Raw genomic sequence first — 25,911 nt, forward strand, 5'->3', positions numbered from 1 at the left:
TGACCAGCTACCACAACAAAATAAGGTAGCTTAACTAGAGCAGAGTATCACTTATAAATAAGCTTTTAGTTGTTCAAACATGTGGGACCACCTCTAAACTTTAATGATTTAAATATATACTTATTGGTTATTTTAAAGAATTTCTTATTAATATTTTTAGAAAAATATAGTGTATCTTAATATTAGGCACTTATAAGTAGGCAAAAATAAAGGATCATATATATAACTTTTTTTAAACAATCAGAAAAAATATTTCAGGAATGAGCTGACAGTGTTGATAGTTGGAAAATATGGCATATACATTAGGTGCTCAAACGTTACTGCCTATAACCCGCTATTACAAATAAATATAAGCAAGCCATTTTGATTAATGAGTTTTTCTTATTGTATGTTTAAAACTTTAAATTTATAAAAAAGCTAATTCAATGTTAATAATTTAATAAAAGGATAGTTGAAGATTTTGACTGAGTAACACAAAAAGGGAATCAAATTAAGTGAACTTGCATGGAATGTAAGTTTAGAAAAATTTTAACAGTGCATATATCTAAAGCTCATCCGAGAGTCTTTTATACAAATATTCAAACTCACTGATAGTGATGGTTATCGCCCGAAAATCAATATTTTCAACATGGATGTGCTCGTTTCATAATCAAATAAATAGGATATTTAAATATGGATAACACCCAGAATATATTACAAAAATTTGCAATAAAAGTCAGTGATTGGTCAGAAAAATGGTTTCCTGATTCCTATATCTTTGCCCTGTTAGGTGTCATCATTGTCGCCATAGCTGCGATTGGAATAGGAGCATCTGTTCAAGATGTCGCAATTTCATTTGGCAATGGTTTCTGGAGCTTGATTCCATTTACGATGCAAATGTGTATGTTGATTGTCGTTGGTTATGTGGTTTCAGTATCTAAACCCGTCGAAATGCTCATTCAAAAAATGGCTCAGATTCCAACATCTGGAAGGAATGCTATTGTTTTTGTAGCGACGGTCAGCCTCTTTATTTCACTGGTTAATTGGGCCATGAGTACAGTTTTAACTGCCCTTTTGGTGATTGCACTATCCAAGCGTAAAGAGCTGAATATGGATTATCGTGCAGCTGCCGCAGCCGCTATTATTGGTATGGGAGCAACTTGGGCACTTGGCATTAGTTCTTCCGCTGCTCAGTTACAGGCAAACAAAGCGAGCTTACCAGAACCACTTTATAACTTAACTGGTATTATTCCTTTTACTGAAACGATCTTTTTACCACAGTCTATGATTATGACTGCAGTATTGATTATTGTGTCAATTGCCATTGCATTCTGGTCTGCACCTAAAGGCAATAGTATAAAAACCATTGATGAATTTGATATTCATTTTGAAGATAAAGAGACCGAAGTTCAAAGCAAAAAACGCCCAGGTGACTGGCTGGAAAACTCTCCAATTCTCAGTATCTTAATTGTAGTTTTAGGCCTGATCTGGATGTTTAATGAGTTTACAAAAAGCAATCCGATTATTGCGATTTCCAGTTTAAATACTTATTACTTTATCTTCTTAATGCTGGGTATTGCTTTACACGGAACTCCTCGAAATTTTTTAAATGCAGTATCTAAAGCTGTCCCTGCGGTTTCTGGCGTACTGATTCAGTTTCCACTCTATGGAAGTATTGCTTTTATTATGACAAGTGCAATGAACGCACAAGATTTATCTCTATCTCATTATATTGCTGAATTTTTTGTATCAATTGCATCTAAGGAAACTTTCGCAATTGTCATGGGGCTGTATTCAGCTATTTTAGGTTTCTTCATTCCGTCTGGTGGTGGTAAGTGGATTATTGAAGCACCTTATGTCATGCAGGCTGCACACGATCTGAAAGTACATTTGGGCTGGTCTGTTCAGATTTATAATGCAGCAGAAGCTTTACCTAACTTAATTAATCCCTTTTTTATGTTACCCATGCTGGGAATTTTAAAATTAAAAGCCAAAGATGTTATTGGATTTACAGTTACTCAGCTTGTCTTCCATTTACCCTTAGTTTTATTCTTATTGTGGATTCTTGGTCGTACTTTAACCTATATGCCACCTACTTTTTAGAATGTAATATCTTTTCCTTGCCCTCCTTCTAACTTTAAGCGTTTAGGGCAAGGATATCACTAAGCTATTGATATAAATAATCTAAAATTGCGTATAGTTGTAGTATGTTAATTTCAGGGAATATTATAGATTACTTATTATTTTCATAAATTTGCCCTCTATATTTATTATTCATGTTTAGATTTAAGCTCCAAATTATAATGGATAATTTCGTATCGCTCTCTTATTTAATATAAATTTTATTTAGATGAGCTAAAACACTAAAGTTCTCTCTATTCGATTTAATATAATGGTCATTATATGAAATACTTCTCACTCAATCTTTCTGCATCAACTACTTTATCATTGCGTGATATTCTATAATTTAACTTTTGAGTATGACAGTGAGGGTAATACAGTACTCACTGATGCCACTTCATTCAAAGAATCCTCAAGCTAATCTCTGTCAGCCCTTCTTAGCACATTCGGATTGTAATCTTGTGCCATTTGAGAAAGCATGCCTTGTGCTAAAATTCGCGCCAAAGTCAGTGTTAAACTCTTGTGCAAATTTATAAGTGGGTCAAATCGATTTAATTTTTCTACTATATAGCCTCTAAAGGCTATATACACGTACTGTTTAATCAACCAGGCCTCTGTTCATGTAGATTTCCGTTTCTCTCAAAAGATCTCACAGATGCTTTTGGCATAGTTGATAGGTTCCCTTATAAGTATTGTAAAATTCAATGAAGCAATCAGATCAGCGATATAAAGCTCATCTTCTTCCAACTGAATCATTTTAAATTGAAACAGCACAAGTGAATACTGGCAAGCAATTGATAGATATGCAATAAACAACACAGGAATGCATAGCAACATGAGTAATAAATTCGAATTCCAAATCCGTGTATATATCGAAGATACAGATGCTGGCGGTATCGTATACCATGCCAATCATATCCGCTTTATGGAACGTGCACGGACAGAATGGCTACGTGCATCTGGTATTGACCACTATTGGCATCAAAAAGATTACAATTTTGTCGTGCATAAAATTGCATTGAAATATTCTCGCCCTATACTCATGGACGATCTTATTACTGTTACAGCAAGTGTAGTTTCATGTAAAGCTTCGTCATTTGTGTTGCAACAGAATATATATCGTGGTGAAATCATGCTTGCTTCTGGCGAGGTAGAGTTGGCATGTTTAAGTACAGATATGAAACCTCGTAGAATTCCTGACGAAATCCGTGATTTAATTCTTCGAGAATTAGCTCACGAATAAAAAATACTTTTGGCACATGTAACTATGGCAACACAACTAGAATCTTCTTTACACATCTCTGATTTAATTTTACAAGCGAGCCCTGTGGTTCAATTGGTGATGCTAATCTTAGTACTCGCATCCGTTTTTAGTTGGTATTTGATTGCCAAGTTGCATATGGGCTATAAGAAAGCACATCAAGGCGATGAGCATTTCCAAAAAATCTTCTGGTCTGGTGCTGAACTCAATACCTTATATAACAATGCTCAGCTTAATTCTAAGCGAAACGGTTTAGAAGATATTTTCTATCAAGGTTTAAGTGAGTTTTTAAAACTTAAAAAACGCCATGCAGAAACTGCATCGATGATTGAAGGTACTGAACGTATCTTGCGTGTAGGACTCAGTCGTGATCAAGGCCGTTTAGAGCAAGGCTTAAGCTCTCTCGCCAGTATCGGCTCTGTCGCACCTTATATTGGTTTATTTGGTACTGTTTGGGGCATTATGAGTGCATTCATTGGCTTAGCTCAGGTTGAACAAGTTACCTTAGCCACTGTTGCACCAGGTATTGCTGAAGCATTAATTGCAACTGCGATTGGTTTATTCGCTGCAATACCAGCGGTATTAGCATTTAACCATTACACAGCAAAAGGCGAAGAAATTTATTCAGATCGAGCATTATTTGCAGAAGAAATGGTGGCGCTATTACAACGTCAGTCTGTGGGAACTACACAGGAAGATGAATAATGACAATCCAACGTTCTGGGCGTTTTGAACGCGTCAAAAAACCTTTAAAAAGTGATATGAATGTCGTTCCATATATCGATGTCATGTTGGTTTTATTGGTTATTTTTATGGTGACAGCACCCATGATTACCACGGGTGTTAAAGTTGACCTACCTCAAGCAAACAATAATCCGATTCAATCTGAAGACCGACCAGCCATCGTAACTTTAGAAGCAGATGGTTCGATTAAACTTGAAGACAAAAACCATAAAAATGAGGTTTTAACTTTAGATGAGTTGAAAACCGTACTTACAGAAAATCAGCAACAAGCTCAAGCAAATAACAAGCAATTGAGTGTCTTGATCAATGGTAGTGAATCACGCCCTTATGGTGAAGTCATGAAACTCATGTCTACACTGCAAGATGGTGGTTTAAGCCAAGTGGGTTTACTGACAGAGTCTGTAAAGTAAGTTATGAAAAATATTCAAAAGCCACAATCTAAAGAAAAAGCGATTGCACTTGGATTTACCCTAGGTATTCATGTGGTGGCGATTACTGGCTTACTTTTTCTCGGTTTAAGTCAACCACCTGAGCCACCCAAGCAAATTAAAACCATTTTAATTAAGCCTGAAGATTTACCACCACCTGAGCCCAAGCCCTTAGTCGAAACTGATGCCACTGAAACGGCAGATAGCAAGGTTGCAGAAAATACTCAGCAAACAGCAGAACCTGATCAAACAGCACCAGAAATTCCAACTGAAGCAAATAATCCCCCTGATACAAAGGCTATAGAAGCACAAAAAGCTGCCGAACAGGCCAAGGCAGCTGCATTAGAACAGCAATTGGCTATGGTAGCGGCTAAAGCAGCACAAGAAAAAGCCTTAAAACTTTCTCAAGCTAAAGCAGATGCTGCGGAAAAAGCCAAACATGAGGCAGCTGAAAAAGTAAAGCAGGCTAAAAATGCTGCTGAGAAAGCTAAGGCTGAGGCTGAAGCAAGATCTAAAGCAGATGCAGCAGCTAAGGCCAAGCAAGAGGCGCTTCAAAAAGCCAAAGCCGATGCTGCTGAAAAAGCCAGACTCGCAAGACTCAATGCCGAAGCAAAAAGCAAAGCAGAAGCCGCTGAAAAAGTCAGAAAAGAAGCCGCAGATAAGGCCCAACAGGCTAAAGTCGATGCTGCTGCAAAAGCCAAGGCAGATGCTGCTGAAAAAACCAGAGCGGATGCTAATGCAAAAGCTAAAGCAGACGCTGCTGCAAAGGCTAAAGCGGATGCTAATGCAAAAGCCAAAGCGGACGCTGCTGCAAAGGCTAAAGCGGATGCCAATGCAAAAGCCAAAGCGGACGCTGCTGCAAAGGCTAAAGCGGAGGCTAATGCAAAAGCCAAGGCAGATGCTGCTGAAAAAGCCAAGGCAGATGCCGCTGCAAAAGCCAAGGCAGACGCTGCTGAAAAAGCCAAGGCAGATGCTAATGCAAAAGCCAAAGCGGACGCTGCTGCAAAGGCTAAAGCAGATGCTGCTGCAAAAGCCAAAGCGGATGCGGACGCAAAACGTAAAGCTGATCTAGCACGCGAATTAGATGAAGAAAAAGCCTCGGCTGCTGAAAAAGCAAAAGAAGCTGCTGCGAATAAAAAGGCAGAAGCGAGAAAAGTTGCATCTTCTGCGAAAAAGGACTTCGAAAGTAAAGTTCGGAATGCTTGGCGTATGCCGGCTGGCTCAACAGGTCAAAAGGCAACAGCTCGTGTCACACTAACGGATAGCGGTTCTGTGGCCTCGATTATTGTCAATGCATCAGACCCAGATGTAAAAGCAAGTGTGGAACAAGCAGTTCGTAATGCTGCACCTTTCCCAATGCCATCTGATCCAGATGCAAGACGCGAAGCTCGAAGTTTTAGTGCAAATTTTACAGTGAAATAATCTTAAAATTACACCTTGTATTGGCAGGGTGTAATTTAATGCAAGAATAATCACTTGGAAAAAATCAAATGCGAGTTAAATCCATATTTCTAGCAATTTCGTTATTTGTTCCAACTGCATTTTTATTTGCAAATAAAATAGAACAACAAAAAATACTTGAAGTAAATACGCAACAATACCCACCTTCTGCGTCATACGAAAAAACCCGTCTGTAGCAACAACGGAAGCATTACTTCTACAAAGTCAAATGGCTCAGCGGATAAATACCGCTAGAGTCAATCGTATTGTTAAAAAGTTGAGAAATTTAACAATCATCCAAGAAAATGCCGATGTTATTATTTACTTAGATGACAGTGGGAATGTAAAAGATATTTTAATCACAGAACAGGACAGCGAAACGTTTTCAAACGCAATCAAAACGGCGATTCAGCAAACAGCACCTTTTGAAGTGTCTAAACAGTCATCGCTCAATCAATTATTAAAAGTGATTCGCATCAAATTCCGTGTTGAATAAGTCTCTATTCAACACGAGATAATATATTTTAATGGCAGCAACAATGACATTGTTGTCAAATCTATAAAAAAGTAATTTTTAAAGCTGCAACATTTACAATGCCCAAAGATCAAGCTGAAATTCATTAGTGTAATAAATTTGAATTTAATTTTTTAGTAAATCTGTTCAATGATAATCTTTTGTTCACAATTACATGCTTTATATAGATTAAAATCATGTCTTTGTGCTACAAAGCTAAGCATAGTTAAAAATTGATATTTGAGTACATGAAGTCCAATGAAAATCATGCCTAAACATCTATTAGGATTCGCAATTATTGTTGCATTTAGTCCAGCATTGATCACAACATCATATGCACAATTGCAATTAGAAATTGCCAAAGCACCTGAATCTGCACCTAAAATTGCCATCATTCCATTTAGTAATGATCAATCTATCTACCCTATTGTTGAACAAGATTTAAATCGCTCTGGGCGCTTTACCAGTTCATCAAAAAATCTTCCTGCAACTGCAAACATAAACAATATAAATGCAGAAGCATGGAAAGCGGCTGGGGTTCCTTATGTGGTTTTAGGTGACTCTAAAACCAATGCAGATGGTTCATTGGCAGTACATTACCAACTCTATGATGTTGAAAAGCAGAAATTCCTATTAAATGAATTGCTCTCAATCCCAGCATCACGTGTACGTTCTGCGGCACATATGATCAGTGACGCAATTTATCAAGCGCTTACAGGGATTCAAGGTGACTTCACAGGACGTATTGCTTATGTGTTACGTAACCCTGCAACACCAGAGACTCGTTATACCTTACAAATTGCAGATACTGATGGTGAGCAACCTAAAACAGTATTAAGTTCAAGAGACCCGATTCTCTCACCTGCTTGGACGCCAGATGCGAAAAAAATTGCATATGTTTCATTTGAAACCAAGCGCCCTGCTATTTATATCCAAGATTTAGCCACTGGTGCACGAGAAAAACTCGCTGCATTTAGCGGTTTAAATGGTGCACCAAGTTTCTCTCCTGATGGGAAATCAATGCTGTTTACTGCATCTATGCATGGAAATCCTGAAGTTTATCAAATGGATTTAGATTCACGTCAAGTGAAGCGCATGACCAACGATAGCGCAATTGACACTGAAGCACGTTATGCTCCAGATGGAAAATCATTTATTTTCACATCTGACCGTGGTGGATCAGCACAAATTTACCGTTATAGTTTTGATGATGGCTCAACCAAGCGTTTAACTTTCCGTGGTGCATTTAATGCACGCGGTACATTAAGTGCCGATGGTAAATATGTGGCATTGGTACACCGCCCTTCTGGTAGTAATTACAAAGTTGCCATTCAGGAAATTTCTACAGGTATCACCAATATTTTGACACCAACAAGTTTAGATGAATCACCAAGCTTTTCTCCAAATGGGCAAATGGTGGTTTATGCAACACGTGAGGGTAATCGTGGCTTATTGGCAATCATGTCTACAGATGGTCGCTTCCGCATGAACTTACCAAGCGAACAAGGTGAAGTACGTGAACCTGCTTGGGCACCTAAATAATTTAATCAAGATGTAAATCACTTATTTAAAATTGAAATATCGGAGATCAACATGAAGTCAATTCAATATCTAGCTTTACCCTTATTAGCAGCAAGCTTGGTGATGACAGGTTGTGCAAGCCGTAAACCTGCTGCCACTGTAGAATCAGGAACTAATCCAAATAGTGCGACTACAGTAAATACTAGTGGTTTAAGTGAAGATGCTGCTTTAAATGCACAAAACTTAAATGGTGCTTCATCTAAAGGCGTGACTGAAGCCAATAAAGCATTTTTAGCGAAACGTGTGGTACATTTTGATTATGACAGTAGTGATCTTTCCAATGATGACTACCAAACACTACAAGCACATGCGCAGTTCTTGATTGCCAATGCCAACTCTAAAGTGGCATTAACAGGTCATACAGATGAACGTGGTACGCGTGAGTACAACATGGCTTTAGGTGAGCGTCGTGCTAAAGCCGTTGAAAGCTACCTGATCACCAATGGTGTTAAAGCAAACCAATTAGAAGCGGTAAGCTACGGTAAAGAAATGCCAATCAATGCTGGTCATGATGAAGCTGCTTGGAAAGAAAACCGCCGTGTTGAAATCAACTACGAAGCCGTTCCTCCTCTTTTAAAATAATGCCAAAGTTGCATTATTAAAATAGCCCATAAAAAATGCCTAATTCAATTGGGCATTTTTTATTATAAGTTCTTCTTATTCAGCGCTTTCCCATTTCAAGATAAAGTCTTGATTTAGTAAAGTAAAATAAGAAACTGCTTAGCATGTTCAATGGTAATTTATATTAATAACGCCATTTCTTGAGTATTTGCTCATTAAATAACGCAATAAACCGTTCCTCTACCCATTCATCCACTTCATCTGGATGCGCTTCAGCAAAAAACTCAGACTGCACTAAAATCAAACAACCTTTAATATAGTCATCCACACAGTCCAGTATTCTACTTAAATAAGGCATGTCATCATGATCAAAGTAATAGATTTCTTTGCTGATATCATGAAAGCAAAACATATTGTCATTACCAAGATAATCACTAAATGTAATCAGATGAGGTAAAACTGCTAAATCAACCTGACTAAATTCAGGCACATATTGCGGCGCATTTGCCCAAATATCTTTTAAGTAGCCAATATCATCAAATTGCTGCAATTGTTCACCAATATCAGCAATCCCAAAGTGTTAATAGAAGATCTTTAAAGATTCAGGTAAGCGACAATTTAAACGCTGTTCAAGTTTTAAAATTTTCTCATCATCAATTGCAGGTGCAATCTCATCATTATTTAAATCAGCAAGAGATTCTAAAATTAGGTGAGTTTTAACATCCCACCCCGGTTCACCAATTTTATTAAACGGAATGATAATGTCTGTTTTGTGATCAATCTCTATCATGAAGATTTATTGTTCGGAATGAATATGAAATAAATAGAAAAAAGCGCTCATATCGCAATGAACGCTTTTTATTGATTAAGCCTTTGACTCATCTGGCTTGGGGCTTTGCATAGATTCAATCATGTCATGCTTATTGAATTCTTTGAATTCAGGCTTAGCTTCGTAATTCTTCCATGCTTCTTTCACTTTTTCAGCACTAATATCTTTTAAATCAATGCTTTCATTTGGAGTCGGAGTCGCTTCAAACTTTGTCGTTGTCATGTCAGTGCTCCTTTACGCTATTGTACGTATATTCAACATAACACTTTCTAAAATACTTTCAAGGGTAATTTCACGACAAATAACACAGGATAATTTCTATTTTGTGCTGAACTCATCTAAAATAGCCTCCATTATTTGGTTTGTAAAAATTTATCGCTTTTGGAGCACCTCTGATATGTCATATCGCACCCTATCCCAATATTTAGAACAACAACAAGGGAACTTAACATCTGAACTTGCCAATGTAATTGAAACAATTGCCAATACCTGCAAAACCATTGATCAGGCTTTACAGAAAGGTGCTTTAGCTGGTGTCTTGGGGAGTGCACAACATGAAAATGTACAAGGTGAAGAGCAAAAAAAACTTGATGTGATTTCAAATGATTATTTGATTGATGCTTTAAAAGCCAATCCAAATGTAGGTGGACTCGCATCTGAAGAATTAGATGAATTTACCCCAGCTCAAGAAAATGGCAAATATTTGGTTTTATTTGATCCATTAGATGGTTCAAGCAATATTGACATTAATATGTGTGTAGGAACAATTTTTTCTATCCTTCCTGCTCAAAATGCCGTAACGCAAGCTGAAGACTTCATGCAAGCAGGTATTCAACAAGTTTCAGCAGGTTATGTGCTTTATGGCCCATCGACAATGATGGCTTTGACCGTTGGCGCGGGTGTTGTATTTTTTACTTACGACCCTGAAGAAAAGCAATTCTTGCTCACTTCTGAAAATATTCAAGTTGCTGCAGATACCAAAGAGTTTGCGATTAACTCATCAAACCAACGTCATTGGGAAGCGCCTGTAAAACGTTATATCGATGAACTACAAGCGGGTAAAACATCTATACGTGAAAAAGATTTCAATATGCGTTGGGTGGCGTGTATGGTGGGTGATATTCATCGTATTTTATGTCGTAGCGGTATTTTCTTATATCCATACGATACTAAAGATCCTAAAAAAGCAGGTCGTCTACGTTTAATGTATGAAGCCAACCCAATGAGTATGTTAATGGAACAAGCTGGCGGCGCATCGACTACTGGTCGTACACGTATTTTAGAGATTCAACCGACTGAGTTACATCAACGTGTTCCTGTTATCATTGGTTCTAAGAATGAAGTTGAGCTTGTTACCAGCTACCACAACTAATTCTTCTCTTTTCTTTTCTTACTCTCTATTTAGGGAGTAACGCCAGCTAGGGTCTGTTGCAATTTCTTTATAGAATGATCACAGACCCTACTTAATTTTTTGGACGTACTCTCCCATGCCTACAATTTTCCTTGAATCAAAAGATAATCCCAAAATTAAACATCTCAGAGGTTTAATTGAACAAAATACTTACCGTAAAAAACAAGGACAAACTGTACTTGAGGGAACGCACCTTACGCTTGCATGGTTAGAAAAAGGTCGAAAAATTAATTCAATTTTCACCACTGAACATGCCTTAGATCATGAAGATTTAGGTAGTATCCTTGACCAATATCAAGGTATTGTGTTTGTGGTCGGTGAATCTTTATACAAGGATTTAAGTACCCTTGGAACCAGCCTTGCATGTCTAGCCATTGTGGATTTACCGAGTTCAACTCAGGCACTGAACTTTACTGAAGACACGCTAATTCTTGAAAATGTCCAAGACCCAGGCAATGTAGGTACATTACTCAGATCAGCGGCCGCTGCGGGTATTGAACAAATTGTCTGTACCAAAGGTTCCGCATCATTATGGTCACCACGGGTATTACGTGCTGGTATGGGGGCTCATTTTTCATTACAAACTTATGAAAACGTGATCCTTGAAGACTTACTCAAGCAATTTAAAATTCCTGTGTATGTCACCAGTTCACATCAGGCAGAGAGTCTTTACACTAAAAACCTACGCAAACAATGTGTTTGGATTTTAGGTAACGAAGGTCAAGGCGTTTCAGATTTCGCCCTTAAACGCGCAGAAGCCGTATCTATTCCACAACCTGGTGGTCAAGAATCACTCAATGTTGCCGTTGCTGGATCGATTTGTTTCTTTGAAATGGTTAGACAACGACTATAAGGTTAATTTATTTTAAATATTGCCCGTTATTGGAAAAAATCATTTAAACTGAAAAAAATAATTGATTTACATGTCAACCCAAACCATTTTTTTAACGTTATATAGGTATGAAGTTAAAATAATGGTGGGTACCCATGACGGGATTTTCCATCTCTATGGACTTAGCACCAAAGAAGTCACAGTCTGAAACAGCAAGTGCTCAAACGAGTACGAGTGAACAGCGCCTGCGTTTTTTCATGCAGGACGTGACGGGTCGTGCCTTAGTGATGATGGAAAATGCAACCCAAGGTCACAATGGGATTGCGATGGATTTGGTCCAGGAAGCGTTTATTTCCTTACATAAAGCTTATGCAGATAAATCTACTGAAGAATGGTATCCACTGTTCTATACAATTTTAAATAACAAATTACAAGATTGGCGACGTAAGGAAGCACGACGTGCTTCTCCATTTTCGTTATTTCGAAAAATTGATTTAGATTCTGATGATGAAGAGGCAATGGAAATTGTGGATGAATCCACACCCAATCCACTTCAATTTCTAGATCAAGATGTCACCGTTGAGGAAATTCAAGAAGCCATTAGCCGCCTCCCGGTACGCCAGCAACAAGCATTTATGTTACGCGCTTGGGAAGGATTTGATACTCAAACCACTGCATCTATTATGAACTGTACAGAAGGTAGTGTAAAAACTCATTATCACAGAGCTATTCAAGGACTAAGAACTTCGCTCTCACATTTAAATCCGTATGGAGGTTCATCACATGAATAATGATGATTTCACCAAACAAGTGACGGCAAAATTGGATGAGGTTGCACGTAATCACCGCAATAAAGCAGTGGTGATGAATAATGTGCTTGACCATATTCAAGACAAGCAAACGTCACGTTTTGGTCACTGGAAAATGACAGGCTTTGCACTTGCTGCAGCTATTACTGGTTTTGTTGTGATTCCAAACGCTTTTGATATATCACCAGAATCGCAAGCCCCACAACAAGTGGTTATTAGTCCTAAACTTTCACCCCAAATGATGGAAGATTTAGATATGTTGTCTGTATTTGGTGAGGATAAAAATTCTCATGGCAGCTAGAAAATTAGCTTTGGCATTTTGTGCTATTGGTTTTCTACAAACAAGTTTTGCTGGATTTGAACGTTTTTGGATATTTTCTAAAGATGCAACTAGTCAAGTTAACGAAACATGGGATGCCCTTTCTGAGGAAGAACAAAAGGCATTGATTAAGCGCTATCAAAATTTAAAAGAAATTCCCACTGATCAAAGTGCAGCACTGCAACAGCGCATGGATTGGTTTACTCAGCTTCCTGAACAAGAAAAACAAAAAATGCGTGAAGTATGGCAGCAAATGAGTACATCTGAACGTAATGAGATGCGCAAAAAAATGCAAAAAGCATCGACCACTGATGAGCGCAATGAAATTCGTGAACAATATATGGTGAAGTATCAACAAAGTATAACGGGTTCACATTAAGCATTCTTTTTTATATTTTATTCATCGCCAGTTAAAGTTTAACTGGCTTTTTACCCTTTAAAATCCTCCTCAATCTCTGAAAAGAGAGGCATCACCTTCGCAAATTTATTCAAACTTTCTAAGCAAATATGGCATTGCAAACTTTTTATAATCAAATAATTTAATTTCTTCACCAATTGATTTAATTAAAAAAATATTCATTAAGAGAAATTATATTCTTATGTATGTGTTTTTTAACAGGTTGACTATTATCTGTTTACTAAAAACACTCCTATTTCTAATTTTCAGGCATAAAAAAACCTGCACAAGGCAGGTTTTTCATCACTTAAATTCGAAAACGAATTACAAGCTATAGTACATATCAAATTCAACTGGGTGAGTCGTTGTATTTAAACGACGTACATCTTCAGTTTTAAGTTCGATGTATGCATCCAACATTTCTTTTGTGAATACACCACCTTTAAGAAGGAACTCATGATCCGCTTGAAGTGCTTCAAGGGCCATATCAAGACTATGTGCAACTGTTGGGATTTTAGCTTCTTCTTCAGGAGGAAGATCATATAAGTTTTTATCAGCTGCTTCCCCTGGGTGGATCTTGTTTTGAATACCATCAAGACCAGCCATCAATAATGCCGCAAAACCTAAGTATGGGTTCATCATTGGATCTGGGAAACGTGCTTCAATACGTTTACCTTTAGGGCTAGAAACGTATGGAATACGAATCGAAGCAGAACGGTTACGTGCAGAATAAGCAAGCATAATTGGAGCTTCGAAGTGAGGAACCAAACGCTTATACGAGTTAGTAGAAGGGTTTGTGATCGCATTCAATGCACGAGCATGCTTGATGATACCACCGATAAAGTAAAGCGCCATTTCTGAAAGACCAGCATATTCATCACCAGCAAACAAGTTCTTGCCATCTTTAGAGATAGACATATGAACATGCATACCTGAACCGTTATCACCAACCATTGGTTTAGGCATAAACGTCGCAGTTTTTGCATATTGATGCGCAACGTTCCAAACAGCATATTTGAACTGTTGAACTTCGTCAGCTTTACGCACCATAGTATTGAAGCTTACACCAATTTCTAATTGGCAAGATGCAACTTCGTGATGGTGTACTTCTACACGGCCAGGGCCCATGATATCTTCAATACGAGCACACATTTCTGCACGCATATCTTGTGAAGAATCTACTGGAGGAACTGGGAAGTAACCACCTTTAACACGAGGACGGTGACCTGAGTTACCTGCTTCGTAGTCTTTACCTGTAGACCAAGCAGCCTCTTCAGCGATTAATGTATGGCGAGCGCCAGACATATCGATGTCCCATTTAACTTCATCAAAAACGAAGAATTCTGGCTCTGGACCAAAGAATGCAGTATCACCAATACCTGTTGATTTTAGGTATTCTTCCGCACGACGAGCAATCGAACGTGGATCACGGTCATAACCTTGACCAGTAGACGGTTCAATAACATCACAAGTAACGACGATGGTTGCTTCAGCAAAGAACGGATCAAGGAAAGCAGTTTCAGGATCTGGACGTAAAATCATGTCAGATGCTTCAATGCCTTTCCAACCAGCAATTGAAGAACCATCAAACATTTTACCATCTTCAAAAGTATCTTCATCGATAGTATCTGATGGGTAGCTTACGTGCTGCTCTTTACCCTTAGTATCAGTAAAGCGAAAATCGACCCATTTTGCGCCACTTTCTTGTATGAGTTGAAGGACCTTGTTCGCCATGCTCATTTTGCTCCAATGAATTTTTGTTGCACTTGTGAAGTGCGTGTTAGTAGTTGGTATTTATATAGCAAGTAGCATACCAACTTTTAAAATAATTGCTAAAATATTGAATTTCTTATCAGAAAATAAGCTTAGCAATACTTAAATTCCGTCTATTATACTGAGTGCAAATAGAATTGCACCATATTCAAACATACTTCTCATTTTAAAATTATTACGCACAATTTAAACGCACTATTTTCGTGCAAACTAAATAAAATGTTTTATCTTGGTGCTTATATTGCGCGAACAACGCTTTTTATCGACTATTTTTTAAGATGATGACAATTTTTTATTTCAAAAGCATTAAAATAAGGCATATAAGGTAGCAATACGCTTTTAACATTTATCTATATCTCCCTCTATACAGCGATGTAATTATATTACCTACGATCTACAATTAGCCAAATTCTACTTCAGCTCTTGCAATGAGTGCTTCAACCATTACCAATACATCATCTTTTTTTCTGGCATCCACCGCAAAAATTGGCATGGTTAATTGATTTAATTGCATCCAATCTTTATAAGGTTTTAACAGATATTGAGGATTTTCATCTATATGGGTTATACCAACCACAATATTGTTTAAATGTTCCTTAAAACTTTGAAAATAAAATTTTAAATCTTCAAGTGCATCTTTTTGCGTATGGTCAATCAGCACAACTGCTCCGATTGCACCTTTACATATCACTGACCAAACAAAATCAAAGCGATTCTGCCCTGGCGTTCCATATAATCCAACAATAACGCCTTCATCTAATTTAATTTCACCATAGTCAATCCCGACAGTGGTCAATGCCTTATTATGTGCTTGCTCATCTGTATTTTGTGCTTCTGTAGATAAGACTGAAATTTCAGATAATGATTTTATTGCTTCTGTTTTACCTGCGCCCATTTTACCGCCAAAAACAATTTTATACTTTTGTAAGATCACATCATCACCTATTTTTAAACTGATCACGGCATCATATAAACTGGTTATACATTTACTTATCGTGTCAGTATAAACAAACTTGATTAAAAGGTTAATTTTTAGAAGCCTTATTGGGTTCGCATACTCTTTACACAGTTAAAGCCCTAATTTTTTTCTTAACTTACCAAAAAAGCCACCTAAAATGCCTGAAGATGGTTTTTCTTCAGTAAGTAATTTTGCATCTTCCACTGCTATTTTTTTCAACGCATTGGTCATTATGCCAATTGAAACAAATTTAGCTAATTGCGCTTTGCTATAGCCTGTTTTCTGAGCCACCTGAGCAATACTTGCCCCCAATTCAAAACACGCTGCAATTTTAAAAACCATTTGGCGTTCATTTTGATGATTCGGTTGTGGCCAATCTACGAGTTTATAATAATCACTAGAACTGATTTGAATATTTACATCATCTGAATACCACAATAAATTCCATAACCATGATTTTAGCTCTACCCCTTGGAAAATACTGACAGACTGCGCCATTTGCATAGTGGCATAAGTAAAATTTAAAGAAACATCCGTCCCTTGAACTTTTCGTAGCGCGTCTACCCAAACTTGTTGTGTACGAATATTGACTAATGCGATGTTGCCTTTTGAGTCGAATACTTGAACGTTACCATTCCGTTCATTAGAAAGCTCAGCTACCACCTTGTTTAAATCAGCTTTTTTTGAAATTTGATTGACAATTTTGACGGTTTTTTCACTGACAGGTACGTGTAAATTACGGTCTTTAAACCATTTTCGAATGTCATCTGAAGCTGAAAAAGGTAGATATAGTTTATCTCCTTCGATTTGCCCTGATTTTTCGTTCTTATTAATCAGACGCAAGTATGGGACTTTCTTAACACCAATCAAATTCTGAATTGTTGGCGAACTAAAAAACATATCATTCACAAGAAGAATATCTAAATGAGGATCAGCAATATTCGCCCAACTTACTTGAAGTGAGTCATCATACATAGATCGTATCTTTTGCTTAATTGCATCAAGCACATTTAAACTTAAACCGAATATAGCGATTTTTACTTCTTCTTTCATTTAGCCCTCACGGCCTCATATAAAGTGTGAACAGTTTATCATTTTTATTAAAAAATAAAATATAAAACACTATAGATGCGGTAAAAAATATCTACAAATTTAATATACTATTAAGCGTATAAATTACAAGAATAGTTATTAAAAACATTTGCAGTAATCACGAAACTCAAGCAGTCAAGATAATATATAGTATTAAATTTCAACAACTTAATTTAAAAATAGCTAAAAAATTGACGTCACGGGTTAGAAAAAATTCCGATCATTTTTAATAAAACTTAAAATTTTATTTAAAAATATTAATTACATTTGTATATTAATATCGGACTCATGCATAAATTGTGTTTTAATAAGTTAACCTTATTTCTTAAGCTACCCCATTTCCAAAAAGAGCAGTTAAATGAATATCAATGCATTCAGCAGCACCAACATATCTCACACTATTTAACGGGTGAATAAAGCCTAGACTCGTTAGGGCTTCAGTCGTTGTAATTGCTTGAATTGCTAGATTTTCAATATAATCATGATTATTATTATTTTTAATATCAGATTGATCAGAAATATAATCAGTGTTAGTCGGATTGGAAGCGTGTAAATACTAGATTTATAAATACTGTTAAGATTTGAATGTGACGATGCAGTTATGGCTGCATGAATTTGATTAGATACAAATAACAACATTAAAGCACCTGTTATATTTTCACTTATTTACCTTTTTATAATTTTGCTCTTACCTTATTTTTAATAAATAATTGAAAATAATATGTTTGAATATTTCAACTTTAGAAAATATCAATTAAATCTTCTTCAATCAATTAAAAATTTTCTATAATTTAACAATATATGACAAACAGAGAGTTTTCAAATTTTTAAGTATTAAAATGAGTAAAATAAACTTAATCAAATTTAAGAAATAGGTTTTAAGCATAGTTATAAAAAAGTATATAGCTAATCAGTAAATCTTATATATTGAACTTTATCGATTTTCATATACTAATTATAACGAGCACCTTTAAAATTTAGTAGTAAAAAGATGTCTAATCACCCTTTAAAACTATTTTCTTTTTAACTTGTCAGCGTATCAACCTTACCCTATACGTCCTGAAAGCTAAAATTTATGCGTCTTTACATTAATTAAGATTGAATGCGAAAAATAGCCATCACGTGGGCTTTTTTCTATAAGTTGACCGAATTTTCAAGCACTAACTGTTCATCTTTCCTAATCTTCAACAACAATTTAACATTTATGAATTGTCATAGGCTGATATAAAAAACCCACCTTTCAGTGGGTTCTCGGAGATAAAGCATGAAGTGTGTGAGTCATACACATATATACTATAGCTGAATTTCATAGGTAGAAATCAAAAACAAATACGTTATAACGTAACAAAATAATTCCCTAAAATTAATTCAGAGTCTCTGTAAATGCGAAACTATAATTGCTGATAAATAATGATTCGACCAATCGAGAGAACTGATCAGAAATAATCTAAACCTAACACGATGACCAATAAAATAGAAGAGAGAATCAAATAGGTATTAATAGTATTAAAGCTCTTAAGATAATTTAACATTCGTCATTTCCCATAAGAATTTAATAAAATACTACATAGATGACTGAATCAAAAAAGCTTAAGAAAAGAAAAATAGACAAAAAAACACTCAATGAAATTGTTCACTGCACTTATGAAACATTAAATCTGTTTGGATTCATTTAATCTTGTATAATTGAGAGGTGACACATTCCCAGTACTGATATGCGGCAACCAGTGTTACATATTTGGCTTTATTGTACCAATTTGAAAGAGTTTGCATGAATATACCAAGCTGTTTTGCTATTCCTGAAGCATTGCCCTCATTTTTTCGATTAATTTTATGGTTTCAGCTTAAACTCCGCTGTATAAAACTTTTGTTTTGCTTATGGTAAACTCCTGATAAGTGTGTTTAGCTTATCAAGTTAAAGTCTTTATTTTTTAACAAAACACATCATTATTTTATAGATTCGCATAAATCATATTATATTAATTTTAGAAAAAGTTTAAAGAACATAAATTATGAATGTAAAAATAATTATACTGCGCAATTTTCCTAATAATGACTTTTATGATAAATTATCATTTATAGGAATGTTGCATGAAGAAAAAATATGGGATATGGAGGAATATTGGCTTTTAGAATGGGGGATTTATAATCTTAAAAAAAATTCATCTGAAAAATTAGATTGGGAAGTTTTTAGGATTTATAGCTTTATTATGCTTTCCCTAAGCTCTCATTTAGATAAGAATGACTCCTTTAAAATAAGGAGTTTGGAACTAGCATTAATTTATGAATTTAGGGAAAGAATTCAACTAGTATTTGAGGGTTATTTCTCCCAAATAATGCCAAGGCAAAGCATTTTTGAAAAAACTAATCCTTTACTTGCTTTTACTTCAACATAATCAGTGTTAAATGAAACGTCCCTCACTTAAAGGATCATGCTTTACTCAATCTTTCAAGATCAGGTACATGTTCATAAGTTGTAAATCAAAAATTTATGTAAATCCAAGTGATTTCAAAGATCGAAAGTGATCTATGAGCCGAGATAAGCTGTCTAAGAAATTAATTTACTAAAAATTGGACGATTAAAGTTTATTAAATCTATTTCTAAACTGCCTATGTACCCGTGAACCGAAGCAACTGAGAAAAGAGCTAAACCAATTAATTTGATTTTTCATTTTCAAATCTGCCCTATCTAAATTTAATACGTTCAAATCATTGGTTTACTAAACTCATTTTGTCTTTATCAATATATTTATCGTATTCATGTTGATACTTTTTCGCTAAGCTTACTTTATCATCATCTTTTAAAATTTTGCCAGATTGCTGGAAAAATTTATGCTCTTCTTCATCTAAATGATGATGTACCAGCTTACGTAGCTGTTTTGCTATACGTAACCAACTGGGGTTATTGAATTCATTTTCAGTCAGTTGTTCAAGTAGCTCATCTATTTCATGATGCTCAGACAAAGCATGCCTTGTTATATTTAAACCTGCATCTGTCATCATAAGAGGTATGTAAAAATACCTGTCTTCAGCCACAGCATGTGCAAATAATTCATTTTTTAATAATGAAAAATAATGTTTTCTTTCTTCTGAGTTACCAGTGGTTTCAATTAACTTATCAGATAACTCTCTTTGTTTTTCATGACTAAATTTTAAGACATCAAATATGGTGAGTTGCTTACTATGGCTCATACTTTTATCCTATTGATGGAAAAATTAATCTCATATTCAATCTTAATGGATAAACTTATATTTATTATTTGATTCTTGTTTCAATAGTATTTTAATTGTAATTACTAATTATATAGTATGATCTATAAAATTTAAAAATCAATTAAAAAAACATCGACTTAAGGCTTTATTCTGCTCATCATTCAAAGTACTACACTCATTGTATGTTCAAACAGTATCAATGAGCCATAGCGTGATTTCGTTACCCTACCCTAATTCTAATTTTAAGAGTTTAGAGCAAGCCTGCCTTAAAAACCGCTTCGCTCTGCTCCCTAGGTCATATTCCCAAAATAAAAATGTTGAAATTAATTGCGACAAGTTTATATTAGGTATATCGGTCTACCTAATTTTTTAATATGAAAACTAAATCTGCTAAAGAAAAAATCTTAGAAGCTGCAGCTACATTGTTTTATAACGATGGAATTGCTAACACAGGAATAAATACAATTACTGATAGGGCTGGTGTTGCGAAAATGTCACTGTATAACAACTTCCCAACTAAATCCGCTCTAATCTCTTCATACGTTGAATTTAGGCATCAAGAATGGCTGGATCTGTATCAGAAAAGGAATGCTCAAGTTAAATCTCCCCTCGAAAGTATTTTAGCTGTTTTCGATGCATATCAAGATCATGCTGAGTTTGCTTATGAAAAAGGATTTAGAGGATGTGGATTACTGAATGCAGCTGCTGAATTTCCTGCTAATAGTGTTGAAAGAAAGGCAATAAAATCACATAAAGATGAAATTGAAAATATTATTTTAAATCAACTCTCACTGCTTATTTCAAATCACGAAAAAGCTCATGAAATAGCATTAATGTTTTCTTTTATTTTAGAGGGTTCAATTGCGAGAGCTGGTTTGGAAGGTTCTAGTCAAAAAATTAAAGCAGCCAAAAAAATTGTAATTAGCATTCTAGAACAAGAGGCCATTCAATGAATCATTCAATTTCGAATTCTTCTAGTTATGGTTTTATTGCAGTTCTTTTAGCGGCATTTCTTTGGGGAACTACAGGTACAATAGCTACTTTTGCCCCAAATCTTAGTCCTCTTGCTATTGGTGCAGCAGCAATGGGCGGTGGTGGCCTTTTACAGGCAATTTTAGCTCGAAAGAACATTAAAAATAACATAACTCAGATAAATTCTAATTTAATCATTCTTTCCATAGGTGTCATTTCTGTTTTCATTTACCCATTAGCATTTTATTCTTCAATGCATCTAGCGGGAATTACAGTCGGGACAGTCGTTTCGATTGGCACAGCACCACTATTTACAGCTCTTTTAGAAAGATTTTTTGATCATAAAAAGCTTTCTATTAAGTGGTTTATTTGTTTTGTGTTGGGTATTAGTGGTGTAATTTTATTATCAATTGGAGAAAGTCATTCATCGATTTCGTCAAAACAGATTACAAATGATAGACAAATTCTAGGAATATTTTTAGGAGCTCTGGCAGGACTTACCTATGCGTTATATTCTTGGATTGCCAAAAAACTGATAGATAGAGGTATAGATTCAAAAGCCTCTATGGGCCTAATATTTGGTATTGGATCTCTATTTTTACTGCCAACATTATTTTTTACTGGTGCAAATTTGTTTGAGGAAAATATAAATATTTATGTGGTTGGCTATATGATGCTCATTCCAATGTTTTTAGGTTATGTCTTATTCGGATATGGATTAAAAACTGTCCCAGCAAGTAAAGCGATTACCTTAACGTTATTTGAGCCATTAGTTGCTGCCATATTAGCTATTGTTTTAGTTGGGGAAAAATTGGCACCCATTGGTTGGATTGGCATGATTTTTATTTCATTGTGCTTAGCGCTTCTTTCTAAAACTAAGTAGCCCTCAATCTAAGAGCCATGCTTCATCTAATTTTTCTTTATCAATTCGCTCTGTATCAGCTCGTTTCGTTCTGCCACTTTTGTATATCTCTTTATGTAATCAGTGATCAGCCAGCTGAATCGAATGATTTGCCAAGTGAAGTGGTTAATAGTTTGGGAGAAGTGGTGTAAATCAAACTAAACAATGTATATGGACTGAATATCTGGATGGTAAAGAAGGAAGGTTAATGGAAATTGATCGTTGTGTCCGAGAAAAGGTTTTTATTGATTACTTGGATATGGTCGCAAAAAGTTCTACTCTGAAATTAAGCAAGTAAATATCAAACAACCCAATCGAATTTCGGAAAAGATGTGTTCGGATATGACTCCTATGCAAAGTAAAAAGTGGAAGAATTTAAACAAGAATCTGATATCATAGCCTGCACCTAGCAGGCTTTTTTTATTTTGTGCTGTAACTAGGTACTTTTTTCAAAATGGGTAACCTAATGGGTATCCAAATTCATCAAACAAAATAAATTGATAAATTTCTATAGGTTAATATCAATATGCTTCTAATGATCGAAAATTGACATTGGCAAAATCACAGCAAACTATAACAAACTTTAAAATATTCAAAATAATAAAAATCAATATGATAGCAAATTATAAAAAACCTTTTAAAACTATACAAAACAGATCACATTGAGTACATTATTGAGTACACCTAATTTTTTCCCAAAGTGTACTCAATGTTAAGCGATACAAAAATAAAGTCACTAAAACCAACTGACAAAATTTATAGAGTTATAGATTCATTAGGTCTTTATATCGAAGTTCGTCCAAATGGCCGAAAGTATTGGCGTTATCGTTATCAATGGCATAAAAAGACTACAATGGTTGGTGTTGGTGAATATCCAATGGTTCAACTTGCAGAAGCTAGAAAAAAAAGAGATGAAGCTAAAGCACTATTAGGAAATGGTAAAAATCCAGCTGAAGAAAAAAAGGCTAATAACCAAGTTGTAGCTGCATCGCATACTTTTAAAGAAATTGCTGAAGAATATAAAAATGAATATCTAAAATCAAAATCTGAACGATATGTAAATCAATTTGACACCTCTATGAAGAAAGATGTCTACAACGTAATTGGTCACAAAGACATTAAAGAAGTTTCATCTGCTGATATTCTGACAATCATGAAAAATACGATTAAGCGTATTAAAAAACAAAAAAACTTCGGTTCAGGTGAAGTTACTGCAATCCAAAATCGGAAATTTATAGGCGCTGTTATGCGTTATGCAATTACTAGTTTACGCGCAGAGTACGACCCTACCCTTGCAGTTGTAGGTGCAGTTCAACGACCAGATGTAGAACATGCCCGTCCTTTGACGAAAGAAGAAGCTAAAAATTTAAGAAGTAAGTTAGCGAGCTATAGAGGATCTACAACCGTAAAAAATGCAGGGCTGACGATGTTGTACTCTATGTTAAGAACAATTGAAATACGGCGCATGCAGTGGGATTTTGTGGACTTTGAAGCAAGAACTATTACATTCCCAATTGCTTCAAAACGTACCGGGCAAACTCGCACAACTAAGAAAAATAGAATTCACATTGTTCCAATGTCTGATCAAATTTTTAATATTTTGAAAGATCAGTATGTCGTAACTGGCAACCAAGAATATGTTTTCTCTTCAGTCTATAAAACTGGGATGATTGCCTCAACAACATTAAATAGAATGCTTGAATATATAGGGCTTGGTGAAGTGACGGCGCATGACTTTAGAGCAACAGCATCAACTCTATTGAATGAAAAAGGATATGATGAGGATTGGATTGAAAAGCAGTTAGCGCATGCTGACGATAATAAAACCAGAGCTTCATATAATCATGCAAGATATTTAGAGGAAAGAAGAAGTATGTTGCAAGATTGGGCGAATATTGTGGATAGTTGGAGTAATTAATATGGGTTATTTTTCAGACAAAGCAATTGAGCAATATGAAAAGAGTAATCTTTCTGAACTTGATAAAACAATTTGTGTTGAATGTGTGAAGGATCCATTTTTAGAAACAATCGTTTTAAATAACGCGATCTCTAATAGGTGTTCATACTGTAATAAAAAATTTAGATCACTTAAAGCCGCTTCATATAATATTGTTATGCATGCTATTTATGATGTAATTTATAAATATTATGGTGATGCTCAAGAAGTTCATTTACCATATTCTGAAGGTGAATGGTTATTTGAAGCTGATTATATTGAGGATATTATATTTAAATTTAATCCTGGATGGTGTGAAGAATTTTCTTATGATTTAGAAAATAGTGCAGATCCATTTCATCATTTAGTTCCACATACAAATAACAGTTGGCTCGAGTTACCAGAAAGTGAAGTGCTTATGTATAGTTGGGACTCTTTCAAGGATCAGGTTTTATATAAAACACGGTATTTATTTTTAAATGAGCCTATTGATGAAATTAATGATGAACAAATCATACCAGTTAGCCAAATGCTGAATGCTTTAGAAGATTTATGTATTGAATTTAATTTGGTAAAAAAAATAAGAAAAAAATCATTATTTTATAGGGTTAGAAGTCAACTTAAAGATGAATCCTTTTCTGAATTCAACCATATGGGTGTTGCTCCTCAAAAAATTGCAAGCGCTGGGAGAATGAATCCAGGTGGAATACCATATTTTTATATTGCGGATTCAGCTCTTACAGCTAAATTGGAAGTTATTAAGGATCAAGAATATTGGAGTTATGCAACTTTCAAATTAAAAAAAGATATTGAAGTTATAGATTTTAGTAATTTGCCTAAAATTCCCAGTATCTTTGATGTAAATGAATTCAGCAGTAGACAAAAATTAATTTTCTTATACGATTTAGTTTCTGATATGTCAAAACCAGTTGGTCCAAATATAAAAGACCACATTGAGTACATTCCTACACAAGTAGTTTCAGAATTCTTTAGGTATAGATTCAATCCAAAAGTTAAAGGTATTAGATATAAAAGTGTAAAGAATAAAGAAGGAATTAATATTGCTTTTTTCGAGTCTGACAATGAAAAAATCAAAGATTATTTTGAGTTATTAAATATTGAAAGAAATTGACATCACTTTATATAATAAATTTAAAGGATTATGCTCATGTGCTCAAACTATGAAATTCCCACCAGAGATGCCCTCGCCTTACTTGATGTCGAAGTTGATCAGTTAGAGCTTGATCTAAAATCACACATTTATCCTGGTTATCATGCCCCCATTATTATGAAAGGCTATGACTTAGATTATGGCAAATTTGGACTTTTACCCACTTGGGCGAAGGATTTTAAGTTTAGTAATTATACTTACAATGCTCGAACAGAAACTGTTGCAGAGAAACCTAGTTTTAGACACGCATGGAAGTACAGCAAATTTTGTCTCGTCCCTGTTCAAGAATTCTATGAGCCGAAATACATAGACGGTAAATCTCATTGGTACACAATAAAACGTAAAGATGGCCAGCCTTTCACTGTAGCCGCGATTTATGATGATGCAGTAATTAAAGACTCTAAAGTCAGATCGTTTTCAATGCTTACGATTAATTCTGATAACCACCCTTTTATGAAGCAATTTCATGCACCAAATGATGAGAAAAGATCGATCATAGTCATACCTGAAGAATATCGGAAAGACTGGCTGAATGTTGATAAAGAAAATGCACATGAATATTTCTTTGAAATGCGTGATGAGTTTGTCACTTTCCCGCGTGACCACTCATCAGAAGTAGCCAAACAAAATGACCTTTTTTAAATTAAGACTGTTTATCCACATGTTTTA

General features: G+C 35.3%; 27 protein-coding genes and 1 pseudogene. 20 read left to right on the forward strand and 8 right to left on the reverse strand.

All coding sequences use genetic code 11. The features are described 5' to 3' along the window. Positions 1-672 precede the first annotated feature (672 nt). From ACG916_RS11565 to pal, 9 genes are all read left to right on the forward strand, one after another. A complete protein-coding gene (locus ACG916_RS11565) occupies positions 673-2,082 on the forward strand; it encodes a short-chain fatty acid transporter (RefSeq protein WP_419330341.1) in 1,410 nt (469 codons plus the stop codon). Between the two features lie 853 nt (positions 2,083-2,935). Further along, the gene (gene ybgC / locus ACG916_RS11570; RefSeq protein ID WP_004724526.1) at positions 2,936-3,343 is read left to right on the forward strand and encodes a tol-pal system-associated acyl-CoA thioesterase; all 408 of its coding nucleotides are present in this window, start codon (positions 2,936-2,938) and stop codon (positions 3,341-3,343) included. Positions 3,344-3,367: 24 nt separating this feature from the next. Then, positions 3,368-4,066: a protein TolQ gene (gene tolQ / locus ACG916_RS11575; RefSeq protein ID WP_336953995.1), complete on the forward strand. Its 699-nt coding sequence runs from the start codon at positions 3,368-3,370 to the stop codon at positions 4,064-4,066. Further along, positions 4,066-4,515 carry a protein TolR gene (tolR, locus tag ACG916_RS11580; RefSeq protein ID WP_419327885.1) on the forward strand — a complete coding sequence of 150 codons (450 nt, stop codon included), beginning with the start codon at positions 4,066-4,068 and terminating at the stop codon, positions 4,513-4,515. The genes tolQ and tolR overlap by 1 nt, the downstream gene beginning before the upstream one ends. A gap of 3 nt (positions 4,516-4,518) precedes the next feature. After that, on the forward strand, positions 4,519-5,955 hold the full coding sequence (tolA, locus tag ACG916_RS11585) for a cell envelope integrity protein TolA (RefSeq protein WP_419327884.1): 1,437 nt from the start codon (positions 4,519-4,521) through the stop codon (positions 5,953-5,955). A gap of 68 nt (positions 5,956-6,023) precedes the next feature. Further along, positions 6,024-6,170 carry a hypothetical protein gene (locus ACG916_RS11590; RefSeq protein WP_419327883.1) on the forward strand — a complete coding sequence of 49 codons (147 nt, stop codon included), beginning with the start codon at positions 6,024-6,026 and terminating at the stop codon, positions 6,168-6,170. 32 nt (positions 6,171-6,202) lie between these two features. Next, a complete protein-coding gene (locus ACG916_RS11595; protein ID WP_419327882.1) occupies positions 6,203-6,469 on the forward strand; it encodes a hypothetical protein in 267 nt (88 codons plus the stop codon). Between the two features lie 276 nt (positions 6,470-6,745). After that, positions 6,746-8,029, forward strand: a complete 1,284-nt coding sequence (tolB, locus tag ACG916_RS11600; RefSeq protein WP_419330343.1) for a Tol-Pal system beta propeller repeat protein TolB — start codon at positions 6,746-6,748, stop codon at positions 8,027-8,029. A gap of 51 nt (positions 8,030-8,080) precedes the next feature. Then, complete coding sequence (gene pal / locus ACG916_RS11605) at positions 8,081-8,650, forward strand: peptidoglycan-associated lipoprotein Pal (RefSeq protein ID WP_004822680.1); 570 nt, start codon at positions 8,081-8,083, stop codon at positions 8,648-8,650. A 163-nt stretch (positions 8,651-8,813) separates the two neighbouring features. On the opposite strand, the gene ACG916_RS11610 is transcribed toward pal, so the two are convergent. The 3 genes from ACG916_RS11610 to ACG916_RS11620 form a co-directional block, all read right to left on the reverse strand. After that, the gene (locus tag ACG916_RS11610) at positions 8,814-9,179 is read right to left on the reverse strand and encodes a hypothetical protein (protein ID WP_419327881.1); all 366 of its coding nucleotides are present in this window, start codon (positions 9,177-9,179) and stop codon (positions 8,814-8,816) included. Positions 9,180-9,209: 30 nt separating this feature from the next. Further along, complete coding sequence (locus ACG916_RS11615; protein WP_419327880.1) at positions 9,210-9,419, reverse strand: SMI1/KNR4 family protein; 210 nt, start codon at positions 9,417-9,419, stop codon at positions 9,210-9,212. Between the two features lie 75 nt (positions 9,420-9,494). Then, positions 9,495-9,680: an NF038105 family protein gene (locus tag ACG916_RS11620; RefSeq protein ID WP_004724542.1), complete on the reverse strand. Its 186-nt coding sequence runs from the start codon at positions 9,678-9,680 to the stop codon at positions 9,495-9,497. 175 nt (positions 9,681-9,855) lie between these two features. Here ACG916_RS11620 and ACG916_RS11625 point away from each other — a divergent pair, with 175 nt between their 5' ends. The 5 genes from ACG916_RS11625 (at position 9,856) to ACG916_RS11645 (ending at position 13,208) form a co-directional block, all read left to right on the forward strand. Further along, complete coding sequence (locus tag ACG916_RS11625; protein WP_004724544.1) at positions 9,856-10,830, forward strand: class 1 fructose-bisphosphatase; 975 nt, start codon at positions 9,856-9,858, stop codon at positions 10,828-10,830. 115 nt (positions 10,831-10,945) lie between these two features. Beyond that, positions 10,946-11,722, forward strand: coding sequence for a TrmH family RNA methyltransferase (locus tag ACG916_RS11630; protein WP_336954000.1), 777 nt, complete (start codon positions 10,946-10,948; stop codon positions 11,720-11,722). Between the two features lie 155 nt (positions 11,723-11,877). Beyond that, complete coding sequence (locus ACG916_RS11635; RefSeq protein ID WP_336954070.1) at positions 11,878-12,492, forward strand: RNA polymerase sigma factor; 615 nt, start codon at positions 11,878-11,880, stop codon at positions 12,490-12,492. After that, the gene (locus tag ACG916_RS11640; protein ID WP_336954001.1) at positions 12,485-12,811 is read left to right on the forward strand and encodes a hypothetical protein; all 327 of its coding nucleotides are present in this window, start codon (positions 12,485-12,487) and stop codon (positions 12,809-12,811) included. The genes ACG916_RS11635 and ACG916_RS11640 overlap by 8 nt, the downstream gene beginning before the upstream one ends. Beyond that, positions 12,801-13,208 carry a DUF3106 domain-containing protein gene (locus tag ACG916_RS11645; protein ID WP_336954003.1) on the forward strand — a complete coding sequence of 136 codons (408 nt, stop codon included), beginning with the start codon at positions 12,801-12,803 and terminating at the stop codon, positions 13,206-13,208. Before ACG916_RS11640 ends, ACG916_RS11645 begins: the two co-directional genes overlap by 11 nt. A gap of 342 nt (positions 13,209-13,550) precedes the next feature. On the opposite strand, the gene glnA is transcribed toward ACG916_RS11645, so the two are convergent. From glnA to ACG916_RS11665, 4 genes and pseudogenes are all read right to left on the reverse strand, one after another. Beyond that, positions 13,551-14,966 carry a type I glutamate--ammonia ligase gene (gene glnA, locus ACG916_RS11650; RefSeq protein WP_336954004.1) on the reverse strand — a complete coding sequence of 472 codons (1,416 nt, stop codon included), beginning with the start codon at positions 14,964-14,966 and terminating at the stop codon, positions 13,551-13,553. A 433-nt stretch (positions 14,967-15,399) separates the two neighbouring features. Next, positions 15,400-15,933, reverse strand: coding sequence for a GTP-binding protein (locus tag ACG916_RS11655; protein WP_336954005.1), 534 nt, complete (start codon positions 15,931-15,933; stop codon positions 15,400-15,402). Between the two features lie 135 nt (positions 15,934-16,068). Then, a complete protein-coding gene (locus tag ACG916_RS11660) occupies positions 16,069-17,010 on the reverse strand; it encodes a hypothetical protein (RefSeq protein ID WP_419327879.1) in 942 nt (313 codons plus the stop codon). A gap of 1,746 nt (positions 17,011-18,756) precedes the next feature. Further along, a pseudogene (locus ACG916_RS11665) lies at positions 18,757-18,892 on the reverse strand (IS3 family transposase); the annotation flags it as partial. A 169-nt stretch (positions 18,893-19,061) separates the two neighbouring features. Here ACG916_RS11665 and ACG916_RS11670 point away from each other — a divergent pair. Next, a complete protein-coding gene (locus ACG916_RS11670) occupies positions 19,062-19,445 on the forward strand; it encodes an Imm41 family immunity protein (RefSeq protein WP_336954007.1) in 384 nt (127 codons plus the stop codon). A gap of 313 nt (positions 19,446-19,758) precedes the next feature. Here ACG916_RS11670 and ACG916_RS11675 read toward each other — a convergent pair whose 3' ends face one another. Continuing rightward, entirely contained in the window at positions 19,759-20,241 is a 483-nt protein-coding gene (locus tag ACG916_RS11675; protein WP_336954008.1) for a hemerythrin domain-containing protein, read from the reverse strand. Positions 20,242-20,636: 395 nt separating this feature from the next. On the opposite strand from ACG916_RS11675, the gene ACG916_RS11680 reads away from it, so the two are divergent. The 5 genes from ACG916_RS11680 to ACG916_RS11700 all read left to right on the forward strand — a co-directional run bounded on the left by ACG916_RS11680 (position 20,637) and on the right by ACG916_RS11700 (position 25,884). Beyond that, positions 20,637-21,215 (forward strand): TetR/AcrR family transcriptional regulator, encoded by a 579-nt coding sequence (locus ACG916_RS11680; protein WP_419327878.1) that lies wholly within the window; start codon positions 20,637-20,639, stop codon positions 21,213-21,215. After that, positions 21,212-22,117, forward strand: a complete 906-nt coding sequence (locus ACG916_RS11685) for a DMT family transporter (protein ID WP_336954011.1) — start codon at positions 21,212-21,214, stop codon at positions 22,115-22,117. The genes ACG916_RS11680 and ACG916_RS11685 overlap by 4 nt, the downstream gene beginning before the upstream one ends. Before the next feature lie 727 nt (positions 22,118-22,844). Further along, complete coding sequence (locus ACG916_RS11690) at positions 22,845-24,053, forward strand: tyrosine-type recombinase/integrase (RefSeq protein WP_419327877.1); 1,209 nt, start codon at positions 22,845-22,847, stop codon at positions 24,051-24,053. 1 nt (position 24,054) lies between these two features. Continuing rightward, positions 24,055-25,203, forward strand: a complete 1,149-nt coding sequence (locus tag ACG916_RS11695) for a HEPN-associated N-terminal domain-containing protein (protein ID WP_419327876.1) — start codon at positions 24,055-24,057, stop codon at positions 25,201-25,203. 36 nt (positions 25,204-25,239) lie between these two features. Beyond that, complete coding sequence (locus tag ACG916_RS11700; RefSeq protein ID WP_419327875.1) at positions 25,240-25,884, forward strand: SOS response-associated peptidase; 645 nt, start codon at positions 25,240-25,242, stop codon at positions 25,882-25,884. Positions 25,885-25,911: the final 27 nt, after the last annotated feature.

Source organism: Acinetobacter legionensis (assembly GCF_048552295.1).
Taxonomy (GTDB): Bacteria; Pseudomonadota; Gammaproteobacteria; order Pseudomonadales; family Moraxellaceae; genus Acinetobacter.